Below are 14232 nucleotides of genomic sequence, written 5' to 3'. Positions count from 1 at the left end.
ATCCGGACCTTGGCGTGTCGCCGGGACGAAGATGAGTGAATGGCGGATCGGACCGAGCAGGAACCCCGCCCGTCACTGAGCCGGCAGCTGCTGCCCGCCGTGCACGGGATGCTGGCGCGCCCGCTCTCCTCGTACTACCTGCTGCTCGCGTGCTCCGGTCTGCTGCTGCTGATCGGTCTGACCATGGTCTTCTCGGCGACCAGCGTGAAGGCGTACGCGGAGAACGGCAACGCCTTCAGCGCGATCGCCAACCAGGCCGTCTTCGCGCTGCTGGGGCTGTTCGCCTTCTGGGTCTGCCAGCGCCTGCCCGCCGGCACGCTGCGCGACCTCGGCAAGGTCGTGCTCGGCCTGGCCGTCGTGCTGCTGATCATCCTCGACCTGCTCGGGGCGCTGGCCTCGGTCGGCCTGCTGAGCTCGCCCCGGATCGGCCCGGTGCACGCCGAACTGCTCTGGCTCTACTTCGGCCCGATCGGTCTGCAGCCCGCCGAGTTCGCCAAGCTCGGCATGGTGCTCTGGGGAGCCGACGTGATCGCCCGCAAGGGCCCGGCGCTGGGGCACTGGAAGGAGCTGTCGCGCCCGCTGTTCCCGGTCGTCGGGCTGCTGTTCGTGCTGGTCGGCTATAACGACCTGGGCTCCATGCTGGTGCTGCTGGCGCTCATCGTCGGCCTGCTGTGGGCGGCCGGCATCCGCCTGCGGATCTTCGCCGCGCTCGGCGTGCTCGGCCTGGCCGGCATCAGCCTGCTGATCGCGGCCGCGTCCGGCGGCGCCGGTTCGGGCCAGGCCGGTGAGGAGAACTACCGGCTCGCCCGGCTCACCAACTTCCTGCAGCCGATCGACCAGTGCGACCTCGCCGGGCCTTGCTATCAGCTGATCCAGGCCCGCTCGGCGATCTTCGAGGGCGGCTGGTTCGGGGTCGGCCTGGGCAAGGGCGCGCTCAAGTGGAACTGGCTGCCCATGGCCGACAACGACTTCATCTTCGCGGTGGTCGCCGAGGAACTGGGCGTGGTCGGCTGCGCGGTCATCCTGGTGCTGTTCTCGGTGCTGGCCTACACCGGTTTCCGGATCGCCCGGCGCTCGCAGGACCCGTTCCGCCGGCTGGCCGCGGCCGCGATCACCACCTGGCTGGTCTCCCAGGCCGTGATCAACATGGGCGGGGTGACCGGCACGCTGCCCATCACCGGCCTGCCGCTGCCCTTCATCTCCGCAGGTGGCAGCGCCCTTGTCGTGACCATGGCGGCGATCGGGATGCTGGCCTCCTTCGCCCGCGCCGAACCGCAGGCGTCACTTGCCCTGAACGCGCGTCCGCCCGCGAGATGGGTACGGCTAGTCTGGGCCCCGCTGCCGCCGCTTCCCCCTTCGCGGCGGCCCAGCCCCGCCGTCCGGGAGACCGCGGGGGCAGAGAGGAGACGGTGATGGGTTCGCTGCGGTCGGTCGTGCTCGCCGGGGGAGGCACCGGTGGTCACATCTATCCGCTGCTGGCCTTCGCCGACGCGGTCAAACGGCACTTCCCCGACGTCCGGATCACCACGCTGGGCAGCCCGCAGGGCATGGAGAACCAGCTGATCCCGGCGGCCGGTTACGACCTGCGCGTGATCCCCGCCTTCCAGCTGCCGCGCTCGATCAACCTCAACCTGATCCGCACGCCCGACCGGATGTGGAAGTCGGCCCACGCGGCCGGCAAGATCCTCGACGAGGTCCAGGCCGACGTGGTGGTCGGTTTCGGGGGTTACGTGTCGGTGCCGGCGTATCTGGCGGCCTGGCGGCGTGAGCTGCCGATCGTCATCCACGAGGTCAACGTGCCGCCGGGCGTGGCCAACCGGATGGGCATGAAGTTCACCAAGAACGTGGCCGTCGGTTTCCCGCAGCAGCCGCAGCAGGCCGAGTCGCTCAAGGACGCCCGCGTGGTCGGGGTGCCGCTGCGCACCGCGCTGACGCATCTCGACCGCGCGGCGCTGCGCCCGCAGGCGCTCTACCAGTTCGGCCTGCGCCCCGACCTGCCGGTGCTGTTCGTCTCGGGCGGCTCCTCGGGCGCGCGCACGATCAACCTGGCCGTGGCCGCGGCGGCCAAGCGGCTGGCCCACGCCGGGGTGCAGGTGCTGCACGTGCAGGGCGGGCGCAACGACCCGTTCGAGGTGCCCACCGACCTGCCCGTGCCCTACGTGGTGGTGCCGTACCTGTCGGACATGCAGCTGGGCTACGCGGCGGCCGACCTGATGCTGTGCCGCGGCGGTGCGATCACGGTGGCCGAGACGACCGCGCTGGGCGTGCCCGCGATCTACGTGCCCTATCCGTACAGCAACCAGGAACAGACCCGGAACGCGCAGCCGGTCGTGCAGGCGGGCGGCGGCATCCTGGTCGACAACGGCGATCTCACCCCCGAGTGGATCGAGCAGAACATCATCCCGCTCGCCCGCGACCGGCAGCGCCTCGGGGCGATGGGCCACGCGGCCTCCCGGTACGGTCGTCGCGACGGTGACGAGGCACTGCTCGAGTTCGTTCTCGAAGTGGTGGCGAAGGCCAAATGAACGTGACCAAGGGAGCAGACGAGTGAACACGGCGGAGCTGCGGCCGGCCGGCGAGTTGACCGCCGAGGATCTGGGCAGCGTGCACCTCATCGGCATCGGCGGCGTGGGCATGGCGGGGCTGGCCCGCCTGCTGCTGACCCGCGGTGTCGCAGTCTCGGGCAGCGAACTGCGCGAGTGGCCCGCGCTGGCCGGCCTGCGCGCGCTGGGCGGCACGGTGCACATGGCTCACGTGGCCGAGAACCTGGACGGTGTGGACACGGTCGTCTACTCCACGGCCATCCCGCACGACCACCTCGAGCTGGTCACCGCGCGCGAGCGCGGGCTGCGCGTCCTGCACCGCTCGGAGGCCCTGGCCGCGGCGATGACCAACCGGCAGGCCATCGCGGTCGCCGGCACCCACGGCAAGACCACCACGACGTCGATCATGACGGTGATCCTGCAGCACGCCGGTCAGGACCCGTCGTTCGTCATCGGCGGCGAGATCAGCGAGGCCGGGTCCAACGGCCACCACGGCACCGGCCCGCACTTCGTGGCCGAGGCCGACGAGAGCGACAAGTCGTTCCTGATCTATCGGCCGCACGTCGCGATCGTCACCAACATCGAGGGCGACCACCTCAACAACTGGGGCGACCTCGACGGCCTCAAGGCGGGCTTCCTGCAGTTCGCCGAGCTGACCGCGCCCGGCGGCTTCGTGATCACCTGCGCCGACGACCCCGGCACGCAGGAGCTGATCGCGGCGCTGCGGGCCAAGGGCAAGACCGTTTACACGTACGGCGAGACGGCCGGATCCGACCTGCGGATCAGCGAGGTGGTCTCGACCGTCAGCGGCGTGCGCTACTCCGCCGAGCTCGACGGCAAGCCGCTCGGCGAGCTCAAGCTGGCGCTGCCGGGCAAGCACATGGGCCTCAACAGCGCCGCCGCGGTGCTCACGGCGCTGCGCCTGGGCCTGCCGCTCGACAAGATCACCGAGGCGCTGGCGTCGTTCCCCGGGGTGCGGCGGCGCTTCGAGCGCAAGGGCATCGCGGCCGGCGTGCGGGTCTACGACGAGTACGCGTACCACCCGACCTCGGTCAAGGCCGCGCTGCGCACGCTGCGTGAGGTGGCCGGGGACGGGCGCCTGCTGGTGGTCTTCCAGCCGTACCGGGTCTATCGCACCCGTGACCTGCAGGCCGAGCTGGCCGAGGGGCTGGCCATCGCCGATCAGGTCATCTGCATGGAGGTCTTCGGGCCGGGCGAGGTGCGCGGCCCGGGCGAGGGCGGGGTGGCGCTCACCGCCGCCATCGACCTGCCCGACGCGCAGAAGGTTTTCGTGCCCGACTGGGAGGACGTGCCGGCCGAGGTCGTGCGGCGCAGCCGGCCGGGTGATGTGGTGGTGACGATGGGCGCGCCGCCGATCTCGCTGATGGGCGACGAGCTGCTGGCCGCGCTGGACGAGGCCGACCGGGCGTAGCGAAGCGGAGGCGGGGGCATGAGCGGGGGGCGCAACTGGAGGCTGGTGCGGGCGGGCACCGATGCGGTGCCGTCGTCCGCGCGCCGGTTCATGGCGCGCGCCCGTCAGCGCCGGATGCGCGCCGCGCTGCCCTGGGCGGTGGCCGCGGGCGTGCTGCTCGTGGCCGGGGGCCTGGTCTGGCTGGTCTACGGCACCTCGGTGCTGGGTGTGCGCGAGGTGAAGGTGGTGGGCACCCAGTTCGTGGCCGTGACGCAGATCGAGCAGGCCGCCGCGGTGCCCGACGCCGAGCCGCTGGCCCGGGTCGACCTCGACGGCGTCCGGGCCCGGGTGCGGGAGCTGCCGCCGGTGGAGCGGGTCGTGGTACGCCGCAGCTGGCCGTCCACCTTGGTGGTCGAGGTGGTGGAGCGCACGCCGGTGGCCGCGGTGCCCCAGCACGGGGAGTTCGCGCTGATCGACCGTACGGGGGTGGCCTACCGGACGGTCAAGGAGCCGCCCGCTGGCCTGCCGCTCGTACGGGTCGATTTCCCCGGAGCCTCCGACGTGAACACGCGGTCGGCGCTGACCGTGCTGGCGGCCCTCAGCGACGAGCTGCGCGAGCAGGTGGTGGCCGTCTCGGTGGCCGCCCCCGCGCAGATCAAGCTGGAGCTGAGCAAGGAGCGCACGGTGGTCTGGGGCGACGACACCCAGAGCGACACCAAGAGTCAGGTCGCGACGGTCCTGCTCAAGCGGGCGGGTAAGGAGATCGACGTCTCCGCCCCATCGGTCGTGACGATCCGTTAATAGCAGCGTCTAACGGACATAGGGGCGGAAACGCCATATTTTGGTCGAGGTTACGGGTCGGTCGGATTTTCGCCACGTAAGCGGACGCCGACACGCCGCGCCGGTTCTTTGGTTGATGTGGGATGTCCGCTTACGTTGCCACCAGAGGTTGAGTGGTTGACATAACTCTCACCCTCTAGTAGAGGGTGAGGGTTTCCTCGCCCTCCCTTGTACGGCAGCGGGTGACGAAGGTGCGGTCTGGCCGGACCGCACGGGGCCCATGACACCCACTAACCCTGGAAGGGAAGGCTGAGCCCATGACACCTCCCCACAACTACCTGGCGGTCATCAAGGTCGTCGGGATCGGCGGCGGCGGCGTGAACGCCGTCAACCGAATGATCGAGGTCGGGCTCAAGGGCGTCGAGTTCATCGCGATCAACACCGATGCTCAGGCGCTGCTGATGAGCGACGCCGACGTCAAGCTCGACGTCGGCCGCGAGCTGACCCGGGGCCTCGGCGCCGGCGCGCAGCCCGAGGTCGGCAAGAACGCCGCCGAGGACCACCGCGACGAGATCGAGGAGGTGCTCAAGGGCGCCGACATGGTCTTCGTGACGTGCGGCGAGGGCGGCGGCACCGGGACCGGCGGTGCGCCGGTGGTCGCGAACATCGCCCGCAAGCTCGGCGCCCTTACCATCGGCGTCGTCACGCGGCCGTTCTCGTTCGAGGGCAAGCGCCGTCAGGTGCAGGCCGAATCCGGCATCGACGAGCTGCGCAACCAGTGCGACACGCTCATCGTCATCCCGAACGACCGGCTCCTCGCGCTGGGCGACCGCGGAATAAGCATGATGGACGCGTTCCGTCAGGCCGACCAGGTGCTGCTCTCCGGCGTGCAGGGCATCACCGACCTGATCACGACCCCGGGTCTGATCAACCTCGACTTCGCCGACGTCAAGAGCGTGATGAGCGGGGCCGGCAGCGCGCTCATGGGCATCGGCAGCGCCCGCGGGGACAACCGCGCGGTCGAGGCGGCCGAGAAGGCGATCTCGAGCCCGCTGCTCGAGCAGAGCATGGACGGCGCCCGCGGCGTGCTGCTCTCCATCGCCGGTGGCTCCGACCTGGGCCTGTTCGAGATCAACGACGCGGCGCAGCTGGTCACCGACGCGGCCCACCCGGACGCGAACATCATCTTCGGTGCGGTCATCGACGACGCGCTCGGCGACGAGGTGCGGGTCACCGTGATCGCGGCCGGCTTCGACGGGGGCACGCCCTCCTACAAGCCGTCCGAGCCCGCCCGCAAGGTCGTGCAGCAGCCGGCCGAACGCACGGCGGTCACACCGCCGGCGCCCGCCGCCGCCGCGGCGTCGACCACGCCGGCGCCGGCTCCGGCCCAGGCCACGCCGCCGCCGCGGCGCGTGCTCTTCGACGACGTGGACGTGCCGGACTTCCTCAAGAACGGCTCGTGACCGGTGAGGGGCGGCGGGCCGAGCTGGCCGCCGCCCTGAGCGACGTCAACGACCGGATCGGCCGCGCCTGCGCGGCCGCCGGTCGTCCCGCTGACGAGGTCACCCTCGTCGCGGTGACCAAGACCTATCCGGCCAGTGACGTGGTGCTGCTGACGGGGCTCGGTGTCACCGACGTCGGCGAGAACAAGGATCAGGACGCGGGCCCCAAGGCCGAGCTGGCCCGGGCCGAGGGAGCCACCCCGCGGTGGCACTTCATCGGTCAGCTGCAGCGCAACAAAGCCCGCTCGGTTGTCCGGTACGCCGACGTGGTGGAGTCGGCCGACTCGGTCCGCCTGGTCGAGGCGCTGGCCCGGGCCGCCGCCGGGCGCTCCGAGCCGCTCGACGTGCTGGTGCAGGTGAGCATCGACGGTGATCCGGCGCGTGGGGGCGCGGCGGGCGACGACCTGTGGCGGGTATCCGACTCGGTGGCGGCCGCGGACACGCTGCGGCTGGGCGGGGTGATGGCGGTGGCCCCGATGGACTGGGACCCCGACCGGGCCTTCGCGACCCTGCGCGAGCTGTCGGAACGCCTGGTCATCACCCATCCGGGGGCTTCCGTCATCTCCGCCGGCATGAGCGGCGATCTCGAGGCGGCGATCCGGCACGGCGCGACACACGTCCGAATCGGCACTTCTTTGCTCGGAATGCGAAACCCGCTGCGGTAGCCTTGCGGCGGGCAGCAAACTACATGGGTGTTGTTTACGCGACACCGCTCGCGACCAGGGTTCTGATTCGCGCGGCGGTGGGTAAGCGTGACGGCGCGGCACGTCGCGGGACGAGGGACTGCTAAGACCTTCCGACCGTGCAAAGGGGGAATGCGGTACGCCGAGGGGGTGCGTTCCGCAGCAGCGGACGAAGGTGGGGGCACATGGCTGGTCGGGTCAACTCGGGGTGGCGTGACGGGGTGATGGCATGAGCGCGCTTCGCAAGGCGGGCGTGTGGCTGGGCCTCGTCGAGGAGGACGACGACCGCGGCTACAACGATTACGACGACAGCTCCTACCGTCCTCGCAGCCGGTACTCGGGAAGCCGGTACGCCGAGGACGAGTTCGCCGACGAGGAAGACGTCGAGGAGGAGCGTCCGGTGCCGCGGGCGCGCACGGAGCGCAGTCGCCCGTCCGACCGTCTGTCGTCGCATGCCGACCTGGACGACCACGATCGGGTGGAACGTGCCGAGCGCAGCGAGCGGGCCAGCGTCCGGTCGATCACCCGGCCGAGCACGGTCAGTGACAACTCGTCCGCGCTGAGCTACTCCACTCGGGAGAATCTGGCCCTGGCGCCGCAACCGGTGCACCCGCCCGAGACGCGTCCGCGCCCGGTCGAGGAGGAGCAGCGGTATCAGATCACCACGCTGCACCCGACCACCTACCGCGAGGCGCGCACCATCGGGGAGCACTTCCGCGACGGGGTTCCGGTCATCATCAATCTCACTGAGATGGATGAAGGTGACGCCCGCCGGCTGGTCGACTTCGCCGCCGGACTTGCCTTCGGCCTTCGCGGTACGATCGAGCGCGTTACTAACCGGGTTTTCCTGCTCTCACCGGCAAATGTCCAGGTCACCGCGGAGGACAAGGCCAAGATCGCCGAGGGTGGGTTCTTCGGGCAGGCCTGAGGCGGGCCGCGCGCAGCCCGCCACCCAGATGGGGGATCCGCACGAGTGCTCTCGATCGTGTTCCAAATATTGTATTTAGTCGTTTACATCTTCTTCCTCGTCCTGCTTGCCAGGTTCGTGCTGGGTGCGGTACTCCAATACGGTCGTCGGTGGCAGCCCAGTCGTGGGGCGTCGGCGGCATTGGAAACGGTGTGGAGCGTCACTGATCCGCCCCTCAAGGCGTTGAGGCGTGTGATCCCCCCGCTGCGCATTGGTAACGTGAGTTTGGACCTGGCTTCCATCGTGCTGCTGGTTATCCTGTTCGTGCTCATGAGGTTCGTGCTTCAAAGATTGATCCTGAACTTCAGCTAAACAGCAGCCCCAACCGCGGCCGCGACTGACCCGAGGAGTTTCGATGCCGCTGACCCCGGCCGACGTGCACAACGTCGCCTTCAAGAAACCCCCCATCGGCAAGCGGGGGTATGACGAGGAGGAGGTTGACGCCTTCCTGGACGAGGTCGAGCGTGAGCTCGCCCGTCTGATCGAGGAGAACAACGAGCTGCGCGCCCAGGTGGAGCGCGGCGGTCGGGGTGGCGCGCCAGCCGGTCCGAGCGCCGACCCGCGCCTCGCGGCCGAGCTCAACGAAGTCAAGGCACAGCTCGACCGTGTGCAGCGCGACAAGTCGCAGGCCGAGCAGGCCGCGCGGCAGATGCAGGCCGAGCTCGAGCAGGTCCGTGCCCAGGGTCCGGTCGGTGGTGGCGCCGCTGGGTCCGGTGCTGACGGCGAGCAGCAGGCCCTGCGGGTGCTGATGATGGCCCAGCGCACGGCCGACGACCACGTCGCCGACGCCCGCCGCGAGGCCGACAAGCTCCTCTCCGACGCCCGCTCCAAGGCCGAAGAGGTCACCCGCGAGGCCCGCGCCAAGGCCGACGCCCTCGAGCGCGACGCCCGTCAGCGCCACCAGGAAGCCATGGGCGGCCTCGACGCGAAGCGCTCCGCGCTGCAGAAGCACATCGAGGAGCTCAAGCAGTTCGAGCGGGAGTACCGCACCCGCCTGAAGGCGTATCTGGAGAGCCAGCTGCGCGACCTCGACGGCCGGGGCCAGGGCCTCGAGGCCGAGATGTCGCGGGCCGACTCCGGTCGTGCCGTCGGCGGAAGCGGGGGTCTCGCCGCGGCCGGTCTCGCCGGTTCGTACGGTGGCCGCAACGCCATCGAATCCGGGCGCTGAGTCTTCTCTCTCCCTCCGGCACCTCGACGAGGATGAGCCATGATCGTTGTTAGCCTCCTGCTCATCCTCGTCGCGGTGACGCTGCTCGTGCTGGGCCTCACCGGCGGGTCGAGCACCCTGCTCATCTGCTCCATCGTGGCCAGTCTCGTGGCCGCGGTGTTCCTGGTCATCGGCGCGCGTCAGGCCGCCGCGACCCGGCGGGCAACGGCCGCCCCCCAGGACAAGGAGCCGGCCGCCCCCGCCGACGAGAATTCCGTCTTCGTGGCCGAGCCCGAGTTCGCCGCCGCGGCCCAGGAGGCCGGCGCGCGCCGCTCCGCCGCATACGACGACCCGTACGACGCCCGGCTCGACGACCCGTACGACGACCAGCGGGAGACCGTTCAGTTCGACCCGGGTGACCTGGCCGCTGCGCGGCCCTCGGCCGGTCCCGACTTCTCGGCGGCCGCGGACGGGCCCGCCTACGCTGATCACGCCGACACCGCCGTCTTCGCCGATCAGGCGGGCGCCGCCCCGGCGGGCGATTTGTCAGCAGATGAGGCCCGACGTCGGGATCTTGAGTCGCCGGACCACGAGCGGGCGCCCGATTACGAGCGTGCCTCGGATGCGATCAACGCCGCCCGCAGTGAAGCCTCCGACGAGGACGCGTGGCCCCGCCGGCCGGAGAACGCCGCGGGTTCCGGACCCGACGAGTTCGCCGAACCCGACGACGACGACCCCGACGACGAGCCGCTGCCCCAGTCGGTGCAGCCTGCCGACGCCGTACGGGTGGCCCGCCTCGACGCCGAGGTGCTCGTGGTCGACGGGCGCCCGCGCTATCACGTGGCCGACTGCCCCAGCCTGGCCGGGCGGCTCGCCGAGCCGATTCCGGTGCGGGAGGCGGTCGAACTCGGCTTCAGCCCGTGCGGGCTGTGCCGCCCGGTCGACCGCCTGGTCGGCGCGGACGCCCGCCGCTGACGGCCGTCGCGGGCGCGGCCGAGGGCAGCCGGGACCGTCGGAAAGGGCACGGAAACCGGGCCTCCCCGGGACCGGCGCCGATCGGCACAATGAGGCATGGTCAAGCGCCGCGTGCCCCCGCCCGACGAGAGCCGGCTCGCCGTGCCCGTGCGGGTGCGTCCCGGTGCCGGCCGCAACCGGGTCGGTGGGCGTTACGAGGGCCCCCACGGCCCCGCCCTGATCGTCGCCGTGGGCGCCCCGGCCGTCGACGGCAAGGCCACCGAGGCCGTGCGTCGCGCGCTGGCCGAGGCGCTGGCTGTGCGGCCCGCCGATGTGGAGCTGCGGCTCGGCGCGACGAGCCGCGACAAGGTCTTCACCGTCGCCGCGGCCGGGGCCGAGGTCGCCGGGCGGCTGGCCGCGCTGCGGGACGGTACGGGCGGCCGGTGACCGGTGGGCTGGACTACGCGCTGCTGATCGGCGCCGGTGTCCTCCTGGTGGCGGTGGCCGCCGTCCGCGTCTCGACCCGGGTCGGCCTGCCCAGCCTGCTGGTCTACCTCGCGATCGGCATGGTCATCGGCGAGGCCGGGCTGGGCATCCGCTTCGACGACGTCGAGCTGACCCGCACGCTGGGCTTCTGCGCGCTCATCGTGATCATCGCCGAGGGTGGCCTGACCGCGCGCTGGAGCACACTGCGGCCGGTCCTGGGCCTGTCCGCCTCGCTGGCCACGGTGGGTGTCGCGGTCAGCATCGCGGTGGTCGGGCTGGCCGTCCACATCATTCTGGACCTGCCCTGGCAACTGGCCCTGCTCTACGGTGCGGTGCTGTCGTCGACCGACGCCGCCGCGGTCTTCGCCACCCTGCGCCGGCTGCGGCTGCCCCCGCGCCTGGTGGCCACGCTGGAGGCCGAGTCCGGCATGAACGACGCCCCCGTGGTGCTGCTGGTCGTGCTGCTCAGCGCGGACCTGAGCGAGATGCACCCGTGGTGGTACGAGCTCGGCATCGTCACGTACGAGCTGCTGGCCGGCGCGGCCGTCGGGTTCGCGGTCGGCGCGGCCGGGCGGTGGCTGCTGCGCCACGCGGCCCTGCCGTCGGCCGGGCTGTATCCGATCGCGGCGGTGGGCCTGACCGTGCTCGCGTACGCCGCCGGGGCCGTCGCCCACGCGTCCGGGTTCCTCGCCGTCTACGTGGCCGGCGTCGTGCTGGGCAACGGCCGTGTCCCGCACCGCCGGGCCATCCTCGGGTTCGCCGACGGCCTGGCCTGGGTCGCCCAGATCGGCCTGTTCGTGCTGCTGGGCCTGCTCAGCTCGCCCCGCCGGCTCGACGAGGCGCTGGTCCCGGCGCTGGTGGCCGGGGTGGCCCTGGTGCTGCTGGCCCGGCCGCTGTCGGTGGTGATCTCGGCCGTGCTGGCCCGCCCGGTGCGCGGCCCGCGCCGCCCCGGCAACCGGGTGGGCTGGCGGGGGAGCGCGTTCCTGTCGTGGGCGGGCCTGCGCGGCGCGGTGCCGATCGTGCTGGCCACGATCCCGTTGTCGGCCGGCACGCCGGGCGCGCGAGGGCTCTTCGACGCCGTGTTCGTGCTGGTCATCATCTTCACGCTGCTGCAGGCGAGCACGCTCGGACCGGTGGCCCGCAGGCTGGGCGTGACGGCTCCCGGCGAGGCGGCCGAGGTGCGGATCGAGACCGCGCCGCTGGAGCGGATGAACGCCGACCTGCTGCAGCTGGACGTGGCCGAGGGGTCGCGGCTGGCCGGTGTGCACATCGACGAGCTGCGCCTGCCCGAGGGCGCCTCGGTGACCCTGGTGGTGCGGGCCGGCGCGGGTTTCGTGCCCGGACCGGACACCCGCCTGCGCACCGGTGACGCCTTGCTGATCGTGGCCACCGCGGCCGCGCGGGACTCGGCCGAGCGCCGCCTGCGGGCGGTGAGCCGCCGGGGCCGGTTGGCCCGCTGGTTCGGGGAGGAGGGCAGCGAAGATCCGGCGTCGGGTATCTGACCCGGCTTTCGCGGCGATTCGGGCCGATTGTGGAACATGATCCCGTACGGGCTGTTGTCGGTGCGGTATACGTTCCGTATCCTTGCCACCCTCGAAGAGTGCGCGGCTGGTCGTTCGGCCGCGCCGTCCGTGCAGGTGGGGCAAGATCTACTGCGCGGCCGCGCGGGACCGGGGCGTGAGCCGGTCGCCGGGTGGGCAGAAACAAAAGAAGAGGATGCCGGCGGGCGCCAGGGGGACGCTCACCGGCTCAAGGGACGCTGATCGCCGCGCGGCGCGCGGCTGAGGGAGCGACGATGGCCAAGGCAACCGGCACCAGAGCGGCCGCCAGCAGCAAAACCGGGGACACGGGCGCTGCCCGCAAGACCCGCGACGCCGCCGAGACCGAGAAGATCCGGGTCGCCCTGGTCGAGCGGCGCGACGAGCTGCAGGCCGAGTACGACACCTCGATCACCGAGCTCACCGAGCTGCAACGTGACCGTCTGGAGGACTCGGCCGGCGACGATCAGGCCGACACCGGCACCAAGACGTTCGAGCGTGAGCAGGAGATCACTCTGGCGAACAATCTGCTGGAGCGCATCACACAGGTGGAACGCGCCATCGACCGCCTCGGCGAGGGCAACTACGGTTGGTGCGAGCGATGCGGCAACGCGATCCCGGTCGAGCGACTGGCGGCGTTCCCGTCCGCGACCCTCTGTGTGTCATGCAAGCAGCTGGAGGAACGACGCTGAACGCGGACGACCAGGCGGCAGCACCCACGGTGGACGAGCCGGCGCCGGAGCCGAAGCCCCGGTTCAGCGGCCGTGCCGTGACGGTGCTGGGCGTCACCGCGGTGATCGCGGTGGCCATCGACCAGTGGACCAAGTGGCTCACCACCGAGAATCTGGACGAGGGCAGCCCGGTCCGCATTCTCGGCGGCCTCATCTATCTGTCATATCTGCGCAACCCCGGGGCAGCGTTCAGCTTCGGCAGCGACTACACGTGGGTCTTCCCGGTGGTGACCCTCGTCGTGGTCAGCTGGATCGGCTACATGGCGACCCGGCTGCGCTCGGTGCCCTGGGCGATCGCGCTCGGCCTGGTGCTCGGCGGCGCGCTGGGCAACCTCGGCGACCGGCTGTTCCGCGCTCCCGGCCCGCTGCACGGGCACGTGGTCGACATGATCAGCCTGTTCGGTCCGTACGCGGAGTACTTCGCCGTGTTCAACATCGCCGACAGCTGCCTCAGCGTCGGCGTCGTGCTCGCCGTGCTGCTCGAACTGACCGGGCGGCAGCGTGACGGCAGCCGCATCTCCGTACGGAAGAAGAAGGACGAGACCAAGTGAGCTCGCAGCGGTCTCTCCCGGTGCCCGACGGCCTCGACGGCATGCGCCTCGACCAGGCCGTGAGCCGGTTGTTCGGGCTGTCCCGCACGGCCGCCGCGACGCTCGTGGAATCGGGCGACGCGCTGGTCGACGGCATCCCGCGCCCCAAGTCCGACAAGGTCTCGGCGGGCGCCTGGCTCGAGGTCACGCTGCCCGCCCCGGCGGCCGCCCCGGCGCTGGTGGCCGAGCCGGTGCACGGCCTACGGGTGATCTACAGCGACGACGACATCGTGGTGGTCGACAAGCCGGTCGGCGTGGCCGCGCACCCGAGCCCCGGCTGGACGGGGCCGACGGTGGTGGGCGGGCTGGCCGCGATGGGGCAGAACGTCGCGACCAGCGGCGCCGCTGAGCGGCAGGGCGTGGTGCACCGGCTCGACGTCGGCACCACCGGCATCATGGTCGTGGCCAAGAGCGAGACGGCGTACAGCGCGCTCAAGCGGGCCTTCAAGGAGCGCGAGGTCGACAAGCGCTACCACGCGGTCGTGCAGGGTCACCTCGACCCGCTCCGCGGCACGATCGACGCGCCGATCGACCGGCACCCGACCGCCGACTACCGGTTCGCCGTGATGTCGACCGGCAAGCCGAGCGTCACTCACTACGACACGGTCGAGGCGTTCCGCTCGGCCAGCCTGGTCGACGTGAAGCTGGAGACCGGCCGCACCCATCAGATCCGGGTGCACTTCTCGGCGCTGCGGCACCCGTGCGTCGGCGACCAGCAGTACGGCGCCGACCCGACGCTGGCGGCCCGGCTCGGGCTGACCCGGCAGTGGCTGCACGCCCGCGAACTGTCCTTCCTGCACCCGCGCACGCTCGACGAGGTGCGCTTCGTCAGCGACTACCCCGACGACCTGCAGCGCGCGCTGAGCATGCTGCAGGACGCGAGCTGATCAGGGAAAGCGG

The 14232-nt window shown here is 71.4% G+C and carries 14 protein-coding genes and 1 pseudogene; all 15 read left to right on the top strand.

Annotated features, from left to right (window positions below):
• Positions 1 to 39: 39 nt before the first annotated feature.
• Positions 40 to 1492, top strand: a pseudogene (locus tag BKA14_RS22195) (FtsW/RodA/SpoVE family cell cycle protein); the annotation flags it as partial.
• Positions 1413 to 2525, top strand: coding sequence for an undecaprenyldiphospho-muramoylpentapeptide beta-N-acetylglucosaminyltransferase (gene murG, locus BKA14_RS22190; RefSeq protein WP_184952815.1), 1113 nt, complete (start codon positions 1413 to 1415; stop codon positions 2523 to 2525). The pseudogene BKA14_RS22195 and the gene murG, both read left to right, overlap by 80 nt.
• 22 nt (positions 2526 to 2547) lie before the next feature.
• On the top strand, positions 2548 to 3975 hold the full coding sequence (gene murC / locus BKA14_RS22185; RefSeq protein ID WP_184952814.1) for a UDP-N-acetylmuramate--L-alanine ligase: 1428 nt from the start codon (positions 2548 to 2550) through the stop codon (positions 3973 to 3975).
• 18 nt (positions 3976 to 3993) lie between these two features.
• Positions 3994 to 4755, top strand: a complete 762-nt coding sequence (locus tag BKA14_RS22180) for a cell division protein FtsQ/DivIB (RefSeq protein WP_184952813.1) — start codon at positions 3994 to 3996, stop codon at positions 4753 to 4755.
• Between the two features lie 296 nt (positions 4756 to 5051).
• Positions 5052 to 6197, top strand: a complete 1146-nt coding sequence (gene ftsZ / locus BKA14_RS22175; protein WP_184952812.1) for a cell division protein FtsZ — start codon at positions 5052 to 5054, stop codon at positions 6195 to 6197.
• Entirely contained in the window at positions 6194 to 6901 is a 708-nt protein-coding gene (locus BKA14_RS22170) for a YggS family pyridoxal phosphate-dependent enzyme (RefSeq protein ID WP_184952811.1), read from the top strand. Before ftsZ ends, BKA14_RS22170 begins: the two co-directional genes overlap by 4 nt.
• Positions 6902 to 7148: 247 nt before the next feature.
• Positions 7149 to 7847, top strand: coding sequence for a cell division protein SepF (locus BKA14_RS22165; RefSeq protein ID WP_184952810.1), 699 nt, complete (start codon positions 7149 to 7151; stop codon positions 7845 to 7847).
• Between the two features lie 45 nt (positions 7848 to 7892).
• Positions 7893 to 8198 carry a YggT family protein gene (locus tag BKA14_RS22160; RefSeq protein ID WP_184952809.1) on the top strand — a complete coding sequence of 102 codons (306 nt, stop codon included), beginning with the start codon at positions 7893 to 7895 and terminating at the stop codon, positions 8196 to 8198.
• Positions 8199 to 8241: 43 nt separating this feature from the next.
• Positions 8242 to 9054, top strand: coding sequence for a DivIVA domain-containing protein (locus tag BKA14_RS22155; protein WP_184952808.1), 813 nt, complete (start codon positions 8242 to 8244; stop codon positions 9052 to 9054).
• Positions 9055 to 9093: 39 nt separating this feature from the next.
• On the top strand, positions 9094 to 10008 hold the full coding sequence (locus tag BKA14_RS22150) for a hypothetical protein (protein ID WP_184957301.1): 915 nt from the start codon (positions 9094 to 9096) through the stop codon (positions 10006 to 10008).
• Between the two features lie 96 nt (positions 10009 to 10104).
• The gene (locus BKA14_RS22145; protein ID WP_184952807.1) at positions 10105 to 10434 is read left to right on the top strand and encodes a DUF167 domain-containing protein; all 330 of its coding nucleotides are present in this window, start codon (positions 10105 to 10107) and stop codon (positions 10432 to 10434) included.
• Positions 10431 to 11975 carry a potassium/proton antiporter gene (locus tag BKA14_RS22140; RefSeq protein WP_184952806.1) on the top strand — a complete coding sequence of 515 codons (1545 nt, stop codon included), beginning with the start codon at positions 10431 to 10433 and terminating at the stop codon, positions 11973 to 11975. The genes BKA14_RS22145 and BKA14_RS22140 overlap by 4 nt, the downstream gene beginning before the upstream one ends.
• Positions 11976 to 12268: 293 nt before the next feature.
• Positions 12269 to 12703: a TraR/DksA family transcriptional regulator gene (locus BKA14_RS22135; RefSeq protein ID WP_184952805.1), complete on the top strand. Its 435-nt coding sequence runs from the start codon at positions 12269 to 12271 to the stop codon at positions 12701 to 12703.
• Positions 12676 to 13293, top strand: coding sequence for a signal peptidase II (gene lspA, locus BKA14_RS22130; RefSeq protein WP_184952804.1), 618 nt, complete (start codon positions 12676 to 12678; stop codon positions 13291 to 13293). Before BKA14_RS22135 ends, lspA begins: the two co-directional genes overlap by 28 nt.
• A gap of 41 nt (positions 13294 to 13334) precedes the next feature.
• Positions 13335 to 14219: an RluA family pseudouridine synthase gene (locus BKA14_RS22125; RefSeq protein ID WP_221477925.1), complete on the top strand. Its 885-nt coding sequence runs from the start codon at positions 13335 to 13337 to the stop codon at positions 14217 to 14219.
• Positions 14220 to 14232 lie beyond the last annotated feature (13 nt).

The organism is Paractinoplanes abujensis (genome assembly GCF_014204895.1).
Taxonomy (GTDB): domain Bacteria; phylum Actinomycetota; class Actinomycetes; order Mycobacteriales; family Micromonosporaceae; genus Actinoplanes; species Actinoplanes abujensis.
Note: the sequence above shows the minus strand (reverse complement) of the source record. Positions and strands in the feature narration are given on the sequence as shown.

Coding starts and splice junctions, on each gene's coding strand:
- murG (WP_184952815.1), top strand. CDS start 1,413: ATGGGTTCGCTGCGGTCGGTCGTGCTCGCCGGGGGAGGCACCGGTGGT.
- BKA14_RS22180 (WP_184952813.1), top strand. CDS start 3,994: ATGAGCGGGGGGCGCAACTGGAGGCTGGTGCGGGCGGGCACCGATGCG.
- ftsZ (WP_184952812.1), top strand. CDS start 5,052: ATGACACCTCCCCACAACTACCTGGCGGTCATCAAGGTCGTCGGGATC.
- BKA14_RS22165 (WP_184952810.1), top strand. CDS start 7,149: ATGAGCGCGCTTCGCAAGGCGGGCGTGTGGCTGGGCCTCGTCGAGGAG.
- BKA14_RS22155 (WP_184952808.1), top strand. CDS start 8,242: ATGCCGCTGACCCCGGCCGACGTGCACAACGTCGCCTTCAAGAAACCC.
- BKA14_RS22150 (WP_184957301.1), top strand. CDS start 9,094: ATGATCGTTGTTAGCCTCCTGCTCATCCTCGTCGCGGTGACGCTGCTC.
- BKA14_RS22145 (WP_184952807.1), top strand. CDS start 10,105: ATGGTCAAGCGCCGCGTGCCCCCGCCCGACGAGAGCCGGCTCGCCGTG.
- BKA14_RS22135 (WP_184952805.1), top strand. CDS start 12,269: ATGGCCAAGGCAACCGGCACCAGAGCGGCCGCCAGCAGCAAAACCGGG.
- lspA (WP_184952804.1), top strand. CDS start 12,676: ATGCAAGCAGCTGGAGGAACGACGCTGAACGCGGACGACCAGGCGGCA.
- BKA14_RS22125 (WP_221477925.1), top strand. CDS start 13,335: ATGCGCCTCGACCAGGCCGTGAGCCGGTTGTTCGGGCTGTCCCGCACG.